Source organism: Oscillatoria sp. HE19RPO, from assembly GCF_024220515.1.
In the GTDB taxonomy this organism is placed as follows: domain Bacteria; phylum Cyanobacteriota; class Cyanobacteriia; order Cyanobacteriales; family Laspinemataceae; genus Laspinema.
The window spans coordinates 1-18,904 of record NZ_JAMXOT010000023.1 but is presented as its reverse complement, the minus strand read 5'-3'; the positions used below and the strand labels follow the sequence as shown (position 1 = coordinate 18,904).

General features: G+C 47.6%; 14 protein-coding genes and 2 tRNA genes. 6 read left to right on the top strand and 10 right to left on the bottom strand.

Annotation, left to right across the window (positions count from 1 at the left end; all coding sequences use genetic code 11):
* Window positions 1-160: 160 nt before the first annotated feature.
* Window positions 161-1,870: an alpha/beta hydrolase gene (locus NG833_RS02860; protein ID WP_254563825.1), complete on the bottom strand. Its 1,710-nt coding sequence runs from the start codon at window positions 1,868-1,870 to the stop codon at window positions 161-163.
* 401 nt (window positions 1,871-2,271) lie between these two features.
* Here NG833_RS02860 and NG833_RS02855 point away from each other — a divergent pair, with 401 nt between their 5' ends.
* Both NG833_RS02855 and NG833_RS02850 read left to right on the top strand, forming a co-directional pair.
* Window positions 2,272-3,069, top strand: a complete 798-nt coding sequence (locus tag NG833_RS02855; RefSeq protein WP_254563824.1) for an Rpn family recombination-promoting nuclease/putative transposase — start codon at window positions 2,272-2,274, stop codon at window positions 3,067-3,069.
* 117 nt (window positions 3,070-3,186) lie between these two features.
* Window positions 3,187-3,408 carry a hypothetical protein gene (locus tag NG833_RS02850; protein ID WP_254563823.1) on the top strand — a complete coding sequence of 74 codons (222 nt, stop codon included), beginning with the start codon at window positions 3,187-3,189 and terminating at the stop codon, window positions 3,406-3,408.
* 70 nt (window positions 3,409-3,478) lie between these two features.
* Here NG833_RS02850 and NG833_RS02845 read toward each other — a convergent pair whose 3' ends face one another.
* From NG833_RS02845 to NG833_RS02830, 4 genes are all read right to left on the bottom strand, one after another.
* Window positions 3,479-6,337, bottom strand: a complete 2,859-nt coding sequence (locus tag NG833_RS02845) for a protein kinase (RefSeq protein ID WP_254563822.1) — start codon at window positions 6,335-6,337, stop codon at window positions 3,479-3,481.
* A 228-nt stretch (window positions 6,338-6,565) separates the two neighbouring features.
* On the bottom strand, window positions 6,566-7,045 hold the full coding sequence (locus NG833_RS02840) for a hypothetical protein (RefSeq protein WP_254563821.1): 480 nt from the start codon (window positions 7,043-7,045) through the stop codon (window positions 6,566-6,568).
* A gap of 398 nt (window positions 7,046-7,443) precedes the next feature.
* Window positions 7,444-7,530, bottom strand: a tRNA-Ser gene (locus NG833_RS02835).
* 75 nt (window positions 7,531-7,605) lie between these two features.
* The gene (locus tag NG833_RS02830) at window positions 7,606-8,538 is read right to left on the bottom strand and encodes a TIGR04168 family protein (protein ID WP_254563820.1); all 933 of its coding nucleotides are present in this window, start codon (window positions 8,536-8,538) and stop codon (window positions 7,606-7,608) included.
* Window positions 8,539-9,152: 614 nt separating this feature from the next.
* Between NG833_RS02830 and smpB the strand changes: the two genes are divergently transcribed.
* Window positions 9,153-9,620: an SsrA-binding protein SmpB gene (gene smpB, locus NG833_RS02825; RefSeq protein ID WP_254563819.1), complete on the top strand. Its 468-nt coding sequence runs from the start codon at window positions 9,153-9,155 to the stop codon at window positions 9,618-9,620.
* Window positions 9,621-9,715: 95 nt separating this feature from the next.
* On the opposite strand, the gene rpsU is transcribed toward smpB, so the two are convergent.
* Together rpsU and NG833_RS30290 are read right to left on the bottom strand one after the other, a co-directional pair.
* The gene (gene rpsU, locus NG833_RS02820) at window positions 9,716-9,898 is read right to left on the bottom strand and encodes a 30S ribosomal protein S21 (protein WP_015149204.1); all 183 of its coding nucleotides are present in this window, start codon (window positions 9,896-9,898) and stop codon (window positions 9,716-9,718) included.
* 321 nt (window positions 9,899-10,219) lie between these two features.
* On the bottom strand, window positions 10,220-10,345 hold the full coding sequence (locus NG833_RS30290) for a hypothetical protein (protein WP_256555797.1): 126 nt from the start codon (window positions 10,343-10,345) through the stop codon (window positions 10,220-10,222).
* 581 nt (window positions 10,346-10,926) lie between these two features.
* Here NG833_RS30290 and NG833_RS02815 point away from each other — a divergent pair.
* Both NG833_RS02815 and NG833_RS02810 read left to right on the top strand, forming a co-directional pair.
* Window positions 10,927-13,614: an EAL domain-containing protein gene (locus tag NG833_RS02815; RefSeq protein WP_254563818.1), complete on the top strand. Its 2,688-nt coding sequence runs from the start codon at window positions 10,927-10,929 to the stop codon at window positions 13,612-13,614.
* A gap of 414 nt (window positions 13,615-14,028) precedes the next feature.
* On the top strand, window positions 14,029-15,090 hold the full coding sequence (locus tag NG833_RS02810) for an acyltransferase (RefSeq protein ID WP_254563817.1): 1,062 nt from the start codon (window positions 14,029-14,031) through the stop codon (window positions 15,088-15,090).
* A gap of 168 nt (window positions 15,091-15,258) precedes the next feature.
* Here NG833_RS02810 and NG833_RS02805 read toward each other — a convergent pair whose 3' ends face one another.
* Both NG833_RS02805 and NG833_RS02800 read right to left on the bottom strand, forming a co-directional pair.
* On the bottom strand, window positions 15,259-16,407 hold the full coding sequence (locus NG833_RS02805) for a glycoside hydrolase family 10 protein (protein WP_254563816.1): 1,149 nt from the start codon (window positions 16,405-16,407) through the stop codon (window positions 15,259-15,261).
* Between the two features lie 129 nt (window positions 16,408-16,536).
* Window positions 16,537-17,811, bottom strand: coding sequence for a glycosyltransferase family 1 protein (locus NG833_RS02800; RefSeq protein WP_254563815.1), 1,275 nt, complete (start codon window positions 17,809-17,811; stop codon window positions 16,537-16,539).
* 785 nt (window positions 17,812-18,596) lie between these two features.
* On the opposite strand from NG833_RS02800, the gene NG833_RS02795 reads away from it, so the two are divergent.
* Window positions 18,597-18,685 (top strand) — tRNA-Ser (locus NG833_RS02795).
* Between the two features lie 7 nt (window positions 18,686-18,692).
* Here the strand turns inward: NG833_RS02795 and NG833_RS02790 are convergent.
* On the bottom strand, window positions 18,693-18,904 hold a 212-nt coding region (locus NG833_RS02790; RefSeq protein WP_254563814.1), incomplete at its 5' end, for a hypothetical protein.

Below are 18,904 nucleotides of genomic sequence, written 5' to 3'. Positions count from 1 at the left end.
CCAAAATCCTGCAATTTATCCCAAATGTAGCCAAGAAACCCGGTTTCTGACCCTGGGCAACCCCTAGAAACCGGGTTTCTGACCAAAATCCTGCAATTTATCCCAAATGTAGCCAAGAAACCCGGTTTCTGACCCTGGGCTGAATTTTTCAGTCCATGCCTCAATCCAACCGCCCGAGGGCCGCTTCACTGGTTGCTAACCACCGCGCCAAGCGCGTGGGGAGGGTTTCATTTAGGCGTAAGGCTGTTTCTTCGGTTCCCAGGGATTGGGCGTAGGCAGCGCTTAAAAATGGGGCGTAGGTCCGCGCTTCTGGTGTCTGCTGTTTGACAAATGCCAAGGTGACGCCGCGCAGTAATTGGCGGAGGTTTTCTGTCTGTTCCCCAGAGGGTTCGTCGGGTAAGGCGGTTTCTCGTTCTAACAGACTGGGGCGACTGGGGTCGGTGGTACTGAAATGGGTGGCCCCGATCGCCGTGAGTAGATATTTGGGGTCCCGCAGTTGGGTAAAGGGTCGCAATTGATGGTTGACTGCCGGGGTCCAGGAATCATCGCTGCTGGCGACAAGCAGAATTGGGATGTCGATTTTACCGAGTCCCTGGTCCCCGAAGAGGTTGCCGACGGAGGGATTGATGGCGACTGCCTGTTTAATCCGGCGATCGCGCAGGGTGATCCGATTACCGGGTAATTCCGTGGCGGCACATTGGGCTAAATCCGCAGGCGATCGGCCCAATTTTCGCCCGCTTTCACAAAACTCTCGTAATTCGTTTAAATTCAACTCACCCCCCGCTAACGCTAAAGTCGAATATCCCCCCAAAGAATGACCGATAACGAGGGTTTGTTCGGTGTTGAATTGACCGGCGAAAGAACCGGGTTGGCGGTTAATTTCTGCGAGTTCATCGAGGATGAAACTGACATCTTTGGGGACATCTAAAAAGACGGAAGCGGGAATCAGGTTGGTGGGGTCGAGGGTGAGGGGGAGGTTGGCGACGGATGCTTCATTGATATCGGGATGTTCGATGGAGACAACGGTGATGCCGTGGGATGCCAAATGTTGGGCTAAATATTCTAATAAGAAGCGATTGGATGCAAATCCATGAGAAATAACGGCCAGAGGTCCTTGGGGATTGTTACCGCTATAGATTTCGGTGGTAATCTCCCGGTTGCGCTGGCGATCGCGAAAGGTGAGGGTTTGTTGAGAAACCAGTTGGGAACCGGGTAAGGCGGGGTCAAAGCTGGCGAAAAAGGGTTCGGTTTCTAGTTCTAGGTCACTTTCTAACCTAGAACGCAAAATTTGCCCTTCTAAATAGGGCAGATTTAGACGGGATGCGACCCCAATGGCGGAGGTGGCATCAAAGACAATATTATCCCCAGGTAAGGCTTTTAAAATGCCTAATAAACTCAGACCATTGCCTTGGGTGGCAACGAGTTTAATGGCATCTTTAATTTGGTCAATGGTGCTATCAGGAACGAGTAATAAAATGGCGCGCACAAAGCGGTTGCCTTGGGGAGATTTGATGAGGCGATCCAGGGCGCGATCGCCAATATCGGGGTCAATCTCCACCCGTTGCGCTAATACTTCTTGCAATCCGGCAGGTAAAAAGGGACCTAGGGGGGCAAGATTGCCGGGAAGTTCGCCAGTTCTAGCATACTCTTCTAAATCAGAAATGGCGATCGAGCCTTGCCAGGGACCGAGACGAAAGGTCAAACTTTCAGCGGCAAGAGTGGCGACATTTGCACCGGAGGCGACTGCCAGCATAGCAGCAATCAGCGGTGCGATCGCCCGGTGATGCCACCGTCTAAACCGGCGATTAAGGCCAAAATTTCCCGAGAATTTTCCTGATGAATCCCAGCCGATTATTTGAGTACGTTTCACAACTTTTACCCTCTCCATTACGTGCGATCGACAATTGGGATTGAACCCCCCCAATCCACAGGTGTTCCCGACTCCATAACCCCAGTCTAACGTACAACACCCGATTCCCAAAAGGGTCCCCCTGTTGTGGCTGGTAATTCCTAACTTTTCAATCCCTATTTGAATGAATAATAAAATTGCAAATTTGCTGATTTTTAGCCATAATTATGTTAAAATAAGCATAAGCAAACCGGAGCAAAAACTCCTAAGTAGAGAGTGTTACCGTGCATTTCATCTAAGGAGTGCGAGCATCTTGCTCGCTTTCTAAAATAATAGCGAGCAAGATGCTCGCACTCCTTAATATCTGTTATTCCTGAGTTTAGGAACCGCTATATGTCCAATTCAACCCCGGATCAGCGCCCATGAGAACCGACACAATTTTTTATACCATATTTCAAAAATATCCCACCATCTTCTTTGAATTACTCCACCGTCCGATTCAAGAAGCCAGTGCCTATCAGTTTACCTCCATCGAAGTCAAACAATTGGCTTTTCGGATTGATGGAGTCTTCATACCCAACGAGGAGGAACCCAACCGACCCTTTTACCTGACCGAAGTACAATTTCAACCCGATGATGAGCTTTACTATCGGATTTTTGCCGAACTCTTTATCTACCTGCGCCAATACAAACCGGCAAATCCCTGGCAAGTCGTCATCATTTACCCCTATCGTCGCATTGAGCCCAAAGACCAGGTACAATTTCAGGAACTGCTCAACTGCGATCGGGTCACCCGCATCTACTTGGATGAACTCGAACCGGAAGAAGAAAGCACATTAGGTCTCGGAGTTGTTAAGCTAATCATAGAACCGGAAACGGCTGCGGTAGAAACAGCCAAACGCCTAATCGCCCAAGCCGCCACTGAACTCCCCAATCCCAACCACCAACGGGACCTCATCGAACTCATTGAAACCATCATTATTTACAAGTTAACCACAAAAACTCGAAAGGAGATAGCCGCCATGTTAGAACTAGGAAGTTGGAAAAACAATCGCTTCTATCAAGAAACCCTTGCCGAAGGTGAAATGCGGGCCAAAATTAAGGCTGTTAAACCTTTAATGCGTCAGGGATTAAGTTTAGAAGCTATTGCTGAATCGTTGGAGTTGCCACTAGATTTAGTTCGGGAATCTGCCGAAGATAGCAATAGTCAGGAAGATTAACCCCACTCAATGCCGGGAGAAATCCGTAGGTTGACATAAACCAATCCACCCCCTCAAATCCAGGACATCATTGAGGGGGTTTTATTCCAGATTTTAGGATGAGAGGAGATAGTGGCCATGTTAGAACTAGGAAGTTGGAAAGACAATCGCTTCTATCAAGAAAGCTTTGCCGAGGGCTGGATTGAAGGTTGGTTTGAAGGGTGGAAGGAAGGCCGGATTGAGTTGATAAAACTCTTGATTCGGAAAGGGGTCAGTTTAGAAGAAATTGCACAGACGGTAAAATTGCCGTTAGATTTAGTGGAGAAAGTCGCCCTGTTGACGAAGGGTAAGGAAGATTAAATCAATCATTTCATCACCGGCTGATGTTTTAATTGACGCCGGTGATGAGGTAACTAAATCCGGGTTCTCTTCAACTCTGGAGATCTGCCACATCCCACAACCGGACTACACCATCGTTACCTGCGGAGGCGAGATATTTGCCCTCCGGACTGAAGGCAATGCTACTCACCGAGGTGTGTCCACACAGTTGGCGTAGTTCCCTTCCAGTAGCTGCATCCCACAGCCGCACGGTATTATCTCCACTCCCAGAAGCGAGGAATTTGCCATTAGGACTGAAGGCAATGCTAAACACCGAGGAGGTATGTCCCTGAAATTGGCGCAGTTCCCTTCCCGTAGCCGTATCCCATAGCTCCACGATTTTATCTAAACTCCCACAAGCGAGGAATTTGCCATCAGGACTGAAGGCAATGCTATTTACGAAGCCGGTATCTCCCTGAAATTGGCGCAGTTCCCTTCCCGTAGCGGTATCCCACAGCCGCAGTGTGTGATCATTACTCTCAGAAGCGAGGAATTTGCCATCAGGACTAAAGGCAATGCTACTCCGCCAGTAGTAATATCCCTCAAGTTGGCGCAGTTGCGTTCCCTCCGCCACATCCCACAGCCGGAGTGTTTGATCTCCACTCCCAGAAGCGAGGAATTTGCCATTGGGACTGAAGGCAATGCTACTCACGACAGAGGTATGGCCATCAAATTGGCACAGTTGTTTTCCCGTAGCCGTATCCCACAGCCGCACAGTATTATCCCCACTCCCAGAAGCGAGGAATTGGCCATCGGGACTGAAGGCAATGTTAAACACCGAAGAGGTATGGCCATCAAATTGGCGCAGTTGTTTTCCCGTAGCCGTATCCCACAGCCGCACAGTATTATCCCCACTCCCAGAAGCGAGAAATTGGCCATCAGGACTGAAGGCAATGCTATTCACCCAGGTGGTATGTCCCTGAAATTGGCGAAGTTGCTTTCCCTCAGACACATCCCACAGCCGGAGCTTTTGATCTGCACTCCCAGAAGCGAGGAATTTCCCATCCGGACTGAAGGCAATGCTATTCACCGAAGAGGTATGTCTACAGAGTTGGTGCATTGCCCTTCCCTGAGCCACATCCCACAGCCAGAGTGTGTGATCATCACTCGCAGAAGCGAGGAATTTCCCATCCGGACTGAAGGCAATGCTCCTCACCGAGCCGGTATGTCCCTCAAATTCGTACAGTTGTGTTCCTTGAACAACATCCCACAGCAGCAGCACCGTATTATACCAATTATCATCCCCACTCCCAGAAGCGAGGAATTGGCCATCGGGACTGAAGGCAATGCTATTCACGAAAGCGGTAGAGGTATGTCCCTGAAATTGGCGTAGTTGTGTTCCCTGAGCGACATCCCATAGCCGCAGTGTGTCATCCTGACTCCCAGAAGCGAGGAATTTCCCATCCGGACTGAAGGCCAAGCTAACGACCCAGGCGGTATGTCCCCGAAATTGGCGTAGTTCCCTTCCCGTAGCGGTATCCCATAACCGCACGGTATTATCACCACTCCCAGAAGCGAGGAATTTCCCATCCGGACTGAAGGCCAAGCTAACGACCCAGTCGGTATGTCCGTGAATCTGACCCAGGAATTGCCCTGTTGTTAAATCCCAGAGGTAAATCGCTTGTCCGCACGCTAAAGCTAGCAGTTTTTGCTCCAGACTTACGGCCCCAGAATTAGCAGGGCAGTCTATTTCCCAGATTGCCTCACCACTGCTCAGGTTAAATAATGCCGCGCCACCGCCGGCACAGACAATCACCAATTCGTGATTCAACAGGATCACATTTCGGATTATTCCGCGCCCAAAACGCCGCACCATTCCCTCTGCTTGGAGTTGGGGCAAGATAAAATAGCCGCGCAGATCTACTGCGCCTTTGCCTGGAACTGACGCACTTGTTGGCCGGGGCTTTAAAATTGGGGGTGGAACCTGGAGTTTAGGTTGTGGGAGTTTTACAGAGGGTATATTCCCAGAGCTATTTACCTCAGATGCTGCCGTTTTCCACCACTCACTGATATTATTTGGTCGCTGATTTTTCTGTAGCGGTAAGGCGGAGGCGACTAAACTCTGCCAGGGTTCTTCTAATTGGGGTTCCCAGGGTTCTCCGATGAGGCGACTCAGGGCAGGGGGTGGTAGGGTCCCGGTGACCATTTGATGTAAGAGCATCCCCAGTTCAAAAATATCGCTTTCTGGCCCGATCGCCTGGTTGCCAATCAGTTCCGGTGGGGCGTAATCTGGGGTAAATGCTCGCGTACTCCGGGTTTGTCCAATGGTGGCGCTTTCTTGTTTAGCTGCCCCAAAATCAATTAAGACAATTCGCCCTTCCGGTGTCAGGAGGATATTATCCGGTTTGAGGTCGAGATGATAGACTCCGGCTTGATGAGTTGCCGCTAAAGCACTGACTAAAGGCGTGATGATTTCCCTAACTCGTTGCGGGTCTAATTTTTTTCCAGGCTGCTCGTCTAACTCTTGCCCTAATGTTTTCCCGCAGAGCAATTCCATCACCAGATAGGCGGTATTTCTTTCTTCAAATAAGTCTTGCACTCGCACTAAACTGGGATGATTTAGTTTGGCTAAAATCTGCCCTTCTCGCAAAAATCGGGTTAACCAACGCTGATACATTTCCGTTTTGTTTTGGGGAACGGTTAATCCCCCATTATTGCTGTGGCGATGGGCAAGTTCTTGGGGATAGTATTCTTTGATGGCAACAGGTTGTTCCAGGCCAATATGATGGGCGCGATAGGTAATCCCAAATCCGCCTCGTCCTAAAGCATATTCGATTTCGTAGGTGTTGGCTTTTAAGCGGGTCTGTTCCGGGAGGAGGTTTTGCTGGAGTGCGGGTAAGTGAGCGCCGCATTTTGGGCAGTATTGATTCGTTGACGGGATGCCTTCTGCATGACAGTTTAAACAACGCATGAGCCTATATGTCCACACCTACTCCGATTTTGATAATTTATCATAAAAGCGTGAGGAATTTAATAAATTTTTGTAACAGTTAAAAGGCGATAATTGTCAGGGTGCAATCGATCGCCTTTTAACACCCAATCCCGTTGTCCAAGACCTGAAATTAGCCCGCGCAGGCGGGCTTCGTCCGTATAGCCCCACCCTTCAGGGTGCGGGGGGTTTGTTGACCATTAAACGATGTTAATCTTCCTCAATAGCTGAGGATATTACTGTTGCCAAATCGATTAAAACTGCTGCGGAATCTGGCTGACCATTTTCTACCATCAGTTGGGCAACTTGGGCCAAGGTTTTGACAAAGCCTCGGTCCACTATCTCGGAGTTTTGATGTAAAATATGGGCAACTTCTTCTCCCGTGTCACACTTTAAGATTTCCTCAATGATTTGAAGATATGCCTGATTGCGCTCGCTGGACGCAGGGTTAGCTCTTTTCACAACTTCGACAAAAGCCTGTTCTAATTGCTCGGCTAATGTCCTTAAAAAACTCGCGGTATCTTCTTCCCCCTCTTCTTCGGCTTTCTCCGCTGCCTGGTTGAGAACGTAGACAAATTGAACATCGATTAAATGTTTATGTTTGCGGAGAATCTTGAGTTCTTCTCCTTCAGGACAATCTAATAATTTTTGAATGAGTTTGATATAAGCTCTGATCCGCTTGTCAGTCATCGGGTTATGTCAAAGATTTTACTTTTCTTATGGTACGTTAAAATTTACCGCAATTTAGAGAGATGTTGCCGAGAGGACCGGGAGGCGATCTCATCGGTGGTGGTTGAATGGGGGGAACGACTGAAGTCGTTACTACGAACATGAGAAGAGAACGACTGAAGTCGTTACTACGAACATGAGAGAAGAGAACGACTGAAGTCGTTACTACGAACTTATGAAGAAACGACTGAAGTCGTTACTACGAACTTATGAAGAAACGACTGAAGTCGTTACCCCATAGGGATTTCAGTCGGTTTTAACCGACTTGATTCTGTTAGGCGGGGGTTTAAACCCCCGCCGGGTATTGCAACCCCCCGCCGGGTGTTGCGACGGGTGCGGGCTTTCTCTAGGTTAATCAACGGAGAGGGGGAGATTCGAACTCCCGGAACCCTTGCGGATTCATCTGATTTCAAGTCAGACGCAATCGACCACTCTGCCACCTCTCCAGTGCGGTTCTGTTTTATCTTACCCCGAGTTGTCTGGAATTGAAAGAGTCAAGGGGGGAAAAAATCCAGTCGCCCTTAAGCGAGGGTGGCAACAGATTCCGGGTGTTGTTGATACAGGACTTCTTCCGAGGCGACTGCGAAATTTTGGTCCACCCAAACCAGGGAGGCGCGAGTCACGGTGTTTCCTTGTAATTCAACCAGGGAGAAGTTGCGTAATTGACCCTTTTCTGTAGGAACAATCCGGGGGACGCGGGCGGCATTTAGGTAAACGGTGCCATCGTTGGTGGTATGCAGGGATTTCCGCAACTGGGTTTGAGTGTGGCGGAGGCGGTGGTGCATATGTCCGAAGGTGACGAGGGGGATAGTTTTGCCCATTTTGCGGGTTTGGGCGATCGCATCGGCAAAATCCGGGTCCCCAAAGTCGCCTCCCAGGGGTTTCCAATCTTTGCCGCAGGGGTCTTCGGGGCGATCGCCTAACCCTTTGGGTCCATTATGTCCCAGAAAAATAATCGTATCGAAGCTGGCGCGTTTAACTGCTGCCATAATGCGATCGGTAGACTCGACAAAACTGCTGACATCACAGCGATCGCTATAAAAATCCGCATATTTCCATTCCGACCCTCCCCAGGTAAAGGGACGGGACCCCACCACCGTTAACCCAAACTCGGGAAAATCTAACTTGCCAAACCCCACATGAGTCTCGCCGAGGATATCCAATTGAGACTGAACCCAATCCTCACTCCGGCGATTATAAGGGCAAGTTTTGCGACCCCAGTCCGTCGCGGTGAACCAAGCGTCATGGTTTCCAAACGTCACCGCTTTAGGAATATCCAAGGCGGCGATCGCCCGGACAATGGGGACCGACTCATTGCCAAAATCCCCTACAAACAGCGCTAAATCAACCCCCAGTCGGGTTAGCGCTTCTCCATCGGCGGGTTCCCATTGTTCATGTACATCCCCAACAATGGCAATTTTAATCTGACTTTTCTGATAATTGTGTCCGAACATCCCTGTTTCTCTCGCTGCTCTTTATCTAGGATAGGCAATCTAGCGCCTGAATGCGAAGAAACTCCAGCCTTTAGCGGGTTCAAAATTAGGGATGAACCGTAAATCTGTTCTGTTGCCTCCTGTGGCAATTCCCCCTTACCCAGGTATTTTTTCGAGAAGAAGGAATCAATCTCTTTGCTGGGAAAGGCTTTCCGACTCCCCTGCCCTCGTCTAGGTATGAGTTACATATTTCTTAACCCGCTGACAACCGCAGTGCTAGTCTGGGTTAGCTGGATAATGCAAGATTTGCGGGAGCAGCGCTCATTCACGACAGTGTGAACTACCCGGGAAGTTACTTGATTATAAAATAGTAAGGGACCGGAAAATTTTAAATGTTTCCTGGGGTGCTCAGGTTGCACTAGAGAACGACTGAAGTCGTTACTACAAACATCGGGGTACCACTTGGAGTCTGGGGGTTTGGGGTTGGGTGGTTCGGGATTGGGGCGATCGGGTGCGAGTTATGTAAGTGGGCTATTAAAAACGATAGGCTAGAAATAAGATAAAGGCGTTCAGGCTAGTTTTTAGCTGAATCGGCTTTCGTTGATCATAGAATGAGTAGAAACTAAGAAATACAGATGGCGCAACAAAGCGAAGGGATCAAAATAGTCAGTGATAATCGCCAAGCCCGGTTTTTATATGAGATTCTGGAAAAATATGAAGCGGGGATTGAATTAAAAGGGACCGAGGTGAAATCGATTCGGGAAGGGAAGGTGAATATCCGAGATGGGTATGTCTTGTTTCGGGATGCGGAGGCGTGGCTGCTGAATGTGAATGTGTCGCCCTATCAGACGGCCAGTCTCTATTTTAACCATGAGCCGACCCGGAGTCGGAAGTTGTTGTTACACCGCGATCAAATCCGCAAGTTGATTGGTAAGGTGGAACAGAAAGGCTTGACAATGGTACCGACAAAGATGTATCTCAAGCGTGGTTTAGTTAAGGTAGAGATTGCTCTTGTCCGAGGCAAGCAACTCCACGATAAGCGAGCGGCGGTGAAAGAACGGGACCACAAGCGGGAGATAGAACGGGCGTTAAAGCAGTATTAGGGGTTCTAATACACTGCTTCCCACTCCCGGACTATCTACTGCAAAGGCGATTCGCAACTGATGACCCCCGCTCCGATGAGCGGGTTGAGGGTCTTCTATCGGGAATATCTGCGTTTGCGTCTGCGTGCGATTTCTTTGCGCTTACGCTTTTCTAGGGGAGTTTCAAAGTGACGCTGACGCTTCATGTCTGCATAAATTCCCTCTTTTGCTACTTGACGCTTAAAGCGGCGCAGTGCAGATTCGATCGCTTCATTTTCGCCGACAACGACTTGAGTCATCCGGTATCCTCCTGAGTATCAACAATAAGATGGGCGGGTGAAAAGTGCTCTACCCCAACTCGGGTAAGCTTGATATCCCAGTCACGGAAATAGCTGATGGGGGCGTTCCTCCCCTGTCGAGCCGTTTGCGAGGGTGGGGTTCACGATCGAAGGCTCGGAGAAAGGAGCACAAAGCCGCCCAATCGCGCTTTGTCCACAACTGGCTATCTGTTATGAATTGGCTTTAAAACCCGATAGTGTTTGTTGGCTTGTCTGTATCGCAACAAACACGACAATCAAACTTTATCTGCGAAATATATTTTAACACAGAATGCCTCGGGTTCAGGAAAAATCCTCGATCGCCAGTCTTGAGCCAAGGCGATCGCCGCCAGCGAAATTATGCTCTCCCCAAGGGTGAGTGCAAGCGGGCGATCGCCTCACGCATTCAGAGAAATCGGATTGTAGCATGAGAAGGGGGATTACTTTTTTCTGGATGTTGCGGTGATTAGGCAGAACCCTGGGGTTCTGTACAGCCTGAATCCGCTTCAGGAGGCTCATCGGACGGTTTAAAGGCAGGGTTGGGCAGGGAAAACGAGGCGGGCGGATGCTGGAGGGGGCAGTACGGATTCTTCACCAGGATAGCCCAGGGGAGGAGTCTTGGCCCTATCTAGGATTCGGGTCAATTCCCGTCAGGGTCTGGGATGAGGCGCTTCGGCTGGTTGCGCCAACCCAGGGGCGATCGCATCCCGGAACACAAGAGACGAGAGGGAGTCGCTTTAATAAAAAATATTAAAACAATGCCCCTATTGTCATCATTTCCGTTTAAAACTCGTAAAATTAATATAAATACTTGGGAGAGTAATCGGTAAGTAAATTGACCTGTAACGCCTAAGATAAAAGGCACCCGGGAAGAGAGTGGCCCTCGGGCTTCTTTACTGCAAAATTTTCATAGGAAGTAGTTAGCTCATGCATTTTAGTATTTAGGCGAACCACCGGGTCCGGATATCCCCGGTTACAATTACCATGCTAATCAAGGGGAGAAATCAGTAATGATTCGTAGAAAAATTAAGCGCAAGTCAGTGCCAATACTAGATCGAGAAAATTTATTAAATCGGATTGCTAGTCGGATTCGTCAATCTTTAGAATTAAATGAAATTTTAGAAACGACTGCCCGAGAAATTCGAGCTTTTTTAAATACCCATCGGGTCAAAATTTATCGATTTGAAGAAGATGGCAGCGGAGAGGTGATTGCGGAATCGATTCAAGGCGATCGCTTACCCTCTATGTTGGGGCTGCGTTTTCCCGCGACGGATATTCCCGAGAAAGCCCGAGAGTTATTTCTCAGGGCCCGTCAACGGGTGATCGTAGATGTGGCATCTGGACGCAAAACCACTGAAGAACTCGATTTTTCAGACAATGAAGAAAGTATCAGCCGAAGAGGTATCCGCTATTGGCCCGTAGACCCCTGTCATGCGGAATATCTGAAGAATATGGGGGTATCTTCTTCTTTAACCATTCCGATTCTCAACCAACATCATCTTTGGGGATTGTTGGTGTCCCATCATGCTAAACCTAGAAGATATTCAGAACGAGAAATTGAGATTGTCCAATTGCTGGTGGATCAAATGTCGATTGCGATCGCCCAATCCGAGTTATTAAATCGCACTCGTCACCAAGCTCGGGATGAATCGGTGATCAATAAAATCAGCGGATTGCTGCACTCACCTTTAGACCTCAAAAAAATTCGCCAAACTGTTCTAAAAGAAACCATTCTCGCCTTACGGGCAGATTCAGGCCGACTCTATATCAATCCAGAAATGACCGGAGCAGTAGCTCAAATCTATACTTATGGCGTTCAACCTAGTATTGCTTGGATTGAAGAAACGGACTGTTGGCAACAGTTAATTAATGGGAGTGAGCAGATTGCGCCTCCGCCGACCAATCCTGGGACGCATCAGAAGGAAAATCTCTCTCCCGCAGAACAGGCAATCATTGATACCTCCGGACTCGATTTACTCTCTAGTTTAAACGGAAATTGCGAATCCGAATCGCTCCCAAACTCTCTGGTTTATCTGCATAGTGTCAGTATTGGTAATCTTTATCAGACCCGAGCTTTTAGTCCCTTAGCCCCAGCTTTTAAAACGACTAAAATTCGCTCAATTTTGATTATTCCGTTAAAATATAATAAACAATATTTAGGGTGTTTGACCTTGTTTCGTAATGAAATTGAAACCGAAACTTTATGGGCGGGGCGAAATGATTTAGATGAGCGCAACCGGAGACCTAGGGCTTCCTTTGAAGCGTGGCGAGAAATTATCAAAGGACAAGCAAAAATTTGGAAAATCGAAGAAATTAAACTGGCTGAATCCGTGGGGACTCATCTTTATATGGCTGTGATGCAACGGCGGGTTGAAAATTTGATTCGTCACGAAGCCTCTCACGATCGCCTAACCGGATTAGCTAATCGTCTGCTCTTTAATGAACGTCTTTCTTTGGCCCTAGCAGATACCCAACACCGGGCGGAAATGCTGGGGGTAATTTTTCTGGATTTAGATGGATTTAAAACCATTAATGATACCCTCGGTCATGCCCTTGGAGATTTACTTCTCAAAATTGTCGCTGAACGGTTAAGTAATTCTCTGCCCGCAGAAGATATGCTGGCCCGTTGGGGTGGGGATGAGTTTACCCTTTTAATCAATCATTTGAGTTCCGCTGAGGATGTGACGGAAATTAGCAAAAAAATTTTAAAGTGTTTTGACGAACCCTTTCATTTGGAAGGCCAAGATTTTTATGTAAAAGCCAGCTTGGGAATTGCCCTAGCGCCTTATGATGGAGAAGATGTAGAAACGCTTTTGAAAAATGCCGATGCAGCTATGTATCGGGCCAAGCAACAAGGGCGAAACAACTATCAGCTTTACACCCCAGCGATCGGGACAAAAGCATTTGAAAGACTGGTTTTAGAAACCAGTTTGCACAAAGCTTTGGAACGGGAGGAGTTCCGGATGTATTATCAACCTCAAATTGATTTAAAAACCGGAAAAATTGTCAGTATGGAAGCGCTGATTCGTTGGCAGCATCCAGAATTGGGATTAGTTGCCCCAGGTGAATTTATTCCCCTGGCAGAAGAAACGGGTCTGATTTGTGCCATCGGGGCCTGGGCGATCGAAGCCGCTACCCGGCAAAATTACCAGTGGCAGTTAGCTGGACTTCCCCCGATTGGGATGGCGGTCAATTTATCGGCGCGTCAGTTTCACCAACAAAATTTACTGCAAGAAATCGCCAATATTTTAAGCAAAACCAAACTTTCTCCTTGCTATTTAGAGTTGGAAATTACCGAAAGCATTGCGATGGAGGATGTTGATTTAACGATTTCTCTCTTACATGGATTTCACGGTATGGGGATCGGTATTGCCTTGGATGATTTTGGCACGGGATATTCTTCTTTATCGTCCTTGAAGCATTTTCCTTTAGATAAATTAAAAATTGACCGTTCGTTTATTCAAGACGTCATCAATCAGCCCCATGATGCAGCTATTATTGAGGCCATCCTCACCCTGGGTCATGGTTTGAAATTAGAGGTAATCGCTGAAGGAGTGGAAACTTTAGAACAGTTGAATTTTTTGAAGTCCGTGAACTGCAATACGGCCCAAGGCTATTTATTTAGTAAGCCAGTTCCCGTAGAAATTGCCACGGAACTCTATAGACAGTCTACATTTTCCTTCCACCTGAGTTCATAGTTTCTCCAGAGAAAAATCCCCGTTCCGATCGCCAGAACTTCCCCCGGTTATCCCGGGGTGCGACCCGTCAAGTTGTTTATCCGGGCTTCCTTTGGGTGGCGATCGGCTCAATCTGTCAACCCATCGAGTTTAACCTTCCCTGTTTATGGCAAGTTGAGGTTTCTACCCTATAATATAAACAGCCTAAGCCCCCCAGGGGGATAGTTCGTCTTCTACTCTTGGCTGCACAGCCCAGTTGAATCGGTTTTAGCGCGTTACAGGTTCACCGCACTACCCCAGTGCCAACCTGCATGAATTCGGTTTAAATGATTCTTGAAAACAGAGAAACTTGGGCATTTTAGAGTCATGCAACCGGGGGATTTTTCTTCGCCCTAAAGTGTCACCAAATACTCTATCCTATAGGATTGAACGAAGATGGGTGAAAAATTTTATTTTCCAAAGCTTGATGCCATTCGGGGGGCAGCCTGTTTTTATATCCTAGTTCATAATTTCATTTACGGATTACATAGCCTAGACCTAGTTCCTGATTTTGTAAAATTAATATTTGCTGCGGGACAGGAAGCCGTCATTATCTTCTTTGTTTTAAGTGGATTTTTGGTCCGAATTTCTTTATGTCGTCACCCTGATTTATCTTTTCGGAATTATTTAATTAAGCGATTTAGAAGAATTTATTTTCCGTTCATCATCTCCATGTTGCTTTCTGTCTTCATTTTTGCGTGGAACGGAACGCTGGTTCAGAAACTCTCTGGGGTTGATATTATTGGTAATTTTCTGTTACTCCAAGATTTCGGGAGTGTTAAACCTGGCACTTGGTTTTACCCCTTTCTAGGGAACTTACCCCTCTGGTCATTATCCTATGAATGGTGGTTCTACATGATGTTTTATCCCCTGATTCATTGGGTTATAAATCCAAGTAAGCGGATTTACTATGTTCTCTTATTTTCAGCAGCTTCTTATGGAATTTATATATCATTACCCAATCAAATTTCTTTGATTTGTTCTTATTTTATTGTAGGTTGGGTGGGGGTGGAAATGGCAAACCTATTTTTAAAAGATAGGACATTTACGTTTCAAAATATGCGACCTATCTTACTTTCTTTGTTGGGAATGGTGCTAATTTCAGCTATTCCTTTGTTGGGTGAATCTGAATTTAAGCCCGGTTACTATCCTTTTTTAATGTTTCGGCACTTCTTAGCTGCTTTTCTCCTGCTGGCGGGCGGACTGTATTGGTATCGCCATAAACTGATTTACTTTAATCAAATCTTAGGCTACTTCTCCATTTTAGCTCCCATTTCTTATGGAATTTATATATTTAGTTATCCAATTTTAGTTCAATGGGGTTTAAATTCTAGTTTCCCGAAAAATTGGGTATTTTATGGATTAAACTTAATAATATTAATCGGCCTTGCCTATTTGACTGAGCGCAAGTGGCAACCGGCGATCGACCGATGGATTAATACCAAATCCGGTTGTTAAAGGTCTATTAAAACGAATTGTAGGGGCGCTTCGGGAAGCGCCTCTGTAACGGGCGCTTCCCGAAGCGCCCCTACAAATACAAACCTGCTCATTTTTATAAACCTGTTACAACCGGATTCCGTATAAATAGCCCGATCGCCCGTCTTGCCACCCCTCTCAAACTTTCCCCTAAAACCGACTTTTCAGCCAATCTAACCAACCGGAACCCCGGGGATTTAGCCTCGAAGGTGGCTGATTTGCCACCCATTGATTTAACTCTAAAGCCGTGGGAAACGGCACCGGACTACTATAACGCGATCGCAACGGTTTCGCTAACGCATTATCATCTTCCCGTAACCCTTCATAGAAAAAGAACACCTCTCCGGGAAGCCCACAAGCCCGATTGTAGTCGATCGCGCCTAACAAATATTCCGGACTAATCCGATATTTCCCTAACTTAATCAAAATCCCCGGCGAAATTCGTGGCAACTGTTCTGAAAAACAAGGGCTTTTCACCATCTGATTCACCACCCGTTGATAACTCTGAAAATCCCGGCGATAAATCTGGGGATGCATCAAATCCGTCAATCCTTGGTTTAGCCAGGTTTGAGAATCTTGCAGGTACTCATTCAAACACCAAGGATAAATATTAGGGGAAAGAGAAACCAACAAATTGGGATTAATCGCCTTAATTTCTTGATAGAGTTGCGATAAAAATTCCGTGAGTAAATCCGCACGCCACTGCAACCATTGGGCGTCTTGACAATTAGACGGGGGGTCGCACTGAAAGCTTTGGCGGTAAAGGTTCCGGGTAAACTCATCATACCCCCCTTCCCGGGGAAATGCCGGGAGGCGATCGTCACCTTGGATACCAGCGACGGGGTAATTTTGGACCACTTCCAAAATTAACTGGAACAAGAAATTTTGCACCTCTGGGTGTAAGGCATTCATCCACTCAAACCCATTTTTATTGAGGAGATTTCCGGCTAGGTCCTTGGCCGCCCATTCCGGTTTTTTTTGCAGCAACATTCCCCCATTGGACTGATAGGAACTGGCGAATCCATATTCAAACCAGGGAATCACGGCAATCCCACATGAATTGGCCGCTTCGATGAGTTCAGCTAAGGGGTCTCGACCTTGATACAGGGGATCGATTTCTATACCCAAAGTCTCCCTTAACACTCGACTGGGATAGAGGGTTAATCCTTTGGTCCAAACGACGGGAAAAACCACATTAAATCCCGTCTCGGCGAGAAAGGCGACTGCTTCATTAATTCTTTCTTTGGATCGGAAGACTTGACTATCCGTAGTTGTCATCCAAACGCCGCGTATTTCCATGATATTTTGCTCAGGGGTGAGGCTGAAGGGGCTATCGATACAAAACCCCGTAGGCGGGTTTGAACCTACGGGGTTAGAAGGAATGCAGGAGGTTAATCCCGGGAGAATAATCTCTCCAAAAAACTGATCCTAAGCGATCGCTTTTTCTAAGTGGGGTTCGATGGGAGTTTCGGTCAGCAGTTCCTGATAAAGTTCGCCCAGTTGTGTGGCGACTCCATCCCAACTAAAGAGGTTTTCTACTCGTTGACGGGATGCTTCGGCGAGGCGATCGCCCCAGGTGGGATTGGACAGAATCCGGTCAATGGCTTCCGCAAATGCGGCATCATCCTGGGGTGGACAGAGTAAGCCCGTTTCTTCCCCTTTCACACTAAATTGTAATCCGCCCACATCGCTGGCAATGACTGGAGTGCGACTCGCCATTGCTTCGATCGCCACTAATCCAAAGGGTTCATAGTGACTGGGGACAACACAGATATCCGCTGCGGCGTAATACTGCGGTAGCAAATCATCGCCGATCCGTCCCGGGAACTGGGTAATCTGCCGTAAACCCAACTCATCCACGATCGCCTCAATGCGATCGCGCTCAATGCCATCACTCTGACCCGGACGGGAACCCCCGGCAATGATTAAACTCAGGTTGGCATTCTCTCGGGACTGCGATCGGGCGACGGCACGAACTAAGGTTTCGATACCCTTGCGTGAGTCAAACCGACCCACATATAGCACCACTTTTTTTTCCGGTCCAATTCCCAAAGCCGATCGCGCTTCGGGCTTTTGAATCGAACCAAAGCGGTGGATATCTGTGCCACAGGGAATAATCTGGATAGTCCCCTTCTGGGACACCAGAGTTCGGATATGTTCTTGTTCCTGGGGAGAGGTAGCGACAATTCGTTCGGCAGTTTCTAGGACCGCCTTCTCTACCCCTAGCCTCGTGGTGGCGATCGTCGGAATCGTGGTGATGGATTTATACTTCACAGCACCCAAGGAGTGGTAAACGTGGACTTGCTTAACCCCTTGTTGTTTCTTGAGTTCCATTCCCACCCAGGCCGAAAGCCAGTAATTGGTGTGAACTAATTTATATTCTATACCTGCTTGCTGTTGAAACTGAATCAACGCCTCAACAAACCTCGGTAAATACTCAAAAATCTCTTGCCGGGGGACGAAGGCTTCTGGGCCAGCCACTAAGCGAATGGTGCGGCAATTTGGTGCGTGTTCTACTACAGTGGGGTCTTCTGCATGAGCCTTGCGGGTAAACATATCAACTTGCCACCCTTGCTTGGCGAGTGCCTCACCGACTTGACGGACGTAAACGTTTTGTCCACCCGCCTCTTCTTTCCCGATTTCTACAGCGGGGTCGCCGTGAACTGAAATTAGGGCAATGTGTTTGTTAGCTTTTACGGCCATAGTTTTCTTTTCACCGGAATTCGACAACAGCACAAAGCAGTCCGACGCGATCGCCTGCTCGTGCCTTATTATTGAGAAGCAAGAATGTTGCAGCTTTCACCCGAATCTAGCCTTGACATTCCTAGGAAATGGGGTTTTCGATTCGCGATCGCGGGCATTATTTTGATCGCACTGGGTTAAGCAGCAACACCGCTTGTAACCTGATTACATCTCACGTTTTCCCTCCCGGGTTAACGTGAGAGAAAAATGGTCTGTCTTTGTCTTTGTAGACATACCATACTTTTAAGCGTCGATCAGGTTTCTGGCCTGAACAGTCTAATCTTCGCTCCTAGATAGGGTTGCTGTTCATCATGAAACCTGCTTGAGGGCTTGGACGAGTGGAGTCAGGTGACTCACTTTTGATTAGAAGTTTCAATAGTTTATCATCTTTAATAATATTTTTGGAAAATCTCCCCCATCAGTCTTGCTGGGTTGGACTTTCAGGGGACCTAACCGGCCAACAATTAATGGTTTTCACCACAGTTTCCCCAGTCTGGCCTGGTGCAGGGTACAGCATGGGGAAGGCCCCCCGGGTTTCTTGACCGGATTGTTACGGGCTGGGTCACAAAGCAAGGGCCAGAAAACGGGTTTCTGGTTCCCTTGCTGTGGGTTTCTTAACCCGGGTTCTTTCCTCAATCTGGGGCCTGGGTTCGGTTCTATCCAGTTTTTTTAAAAAAATTGCAAAATTCCTCGCTAAAGGTCTTTTCAGACCGAAAAAAACCTGCTATGATGTCTCAAGACACCTTGGAGAGGTGGCTGAGTGGTTGAAAGCGGCAGATTGCTAATCTGTTTTACGGTTTTAATCGTAACGAGGGTTCGAATCCCTCCCTCTCCGTTGTCAATCAACGAGACTCATGGGAGTAGAATTTAATCGCAGATTCGTTGAACATTTCTGGGTAATACGGTAAAATAAAGCGACTAGAGTCGGATGCAGTAATCATCCATTCCAGTTTGGAGCCTTTCTGCTTGCCTTTGAGACTTCCTTTCTTGGTTGCCGAGGTCGGCAAAAAATGAGGCTTTAAAGCTCCAGGTGAAGCATCCAATACAACTGAAG

Excerpts from the sequence above, each read along its gene's own strand:
- NG833_RS30290 (WP_256555797.1), bottom strand. The coding sequence starts at position 10,345 with ATGCTACAATCCGATTTCTCTGAATGCGTGAGGCGATCGCCCGCTTGC.
- NG833_RS02855 (WP_254563824.1), top strand. The coding sequence starts at position 2,272 with ATGAGAACCGACACAATTTTTTATACCATATTTCAAAAATATCCCACC.
- NG833_RS02845 (WP_254563822.1), bottom strand. The coding sequence starts at position 6,337 with ATGCGTTGTTTAAACTGTCATGCAGAAGGCATCCCGTCAACGAATCAA.
- NG833_RS02815 (WP_254563818.1), top strand. The coding sequence starts at position 10,927 with ATGATTCGTAGAAAAATTAAGCGCAAGTCAGTGCCAATACTAGATCGA.
- smpB (WP_254563819.1), top strand. The coding sequence starts at position 9,153 with ATGGCGCAACAAAGCGAAGGGATCAAAATAGTCAGTGATAATCGCCAA.
- NG833_RS02805 (WP_254563816.1), bottom strand. The coding sequence starts at position 16,407 with ATGGAAATACGCGGCGTTTGGATGACAACTACGGATAGTCAAGTCTTC.
- NG833_RS02800 (WP_254563815.1), bottom strand. The coding sequence starts at position 17,811 with ATGGCCGTAAAAGCTAACAAACACATTGCCCTAATTTCAGTTCACGGC.
- NG833_RS02850 (WP_254563823.1), top strand. The coding sequence starts at position 3,187 with ATGTTAGAACTAGGAAGTTGGAAAGACAATCGCTTCTATCAAGAAAGC.
- NG833_RS02830 (WP_254563820.1), bottom strand. The coding sequence starts at position 8,538 with ATGTTCGGACACAATTATCAGAAAAGTCAGATTAAAATTGCCATTGTT.
- NG833_RS02810 (WP_254563817.1), top strand. The coding sequence starts at position 14,029 with ATGGGTGAAAAATTTTATTTTCCAAAGCTTGATGCCATTCGGGGGGCA.
- rpsU (WP_015149204.1), bottom strand. The coding sequence starts at position 9,898 with ATGACTCAAGTCGTTGTCGGCGAAAATGAAGCGATCGAATCTGCACTG.
- NG833_RS02840 (WP_254563821.1), bottom strand. The coding sequence starts at position 7,045 with ATGACTGACAAGCGGATCAGAGCTTATATCAAACTCATTCAAAAATTA.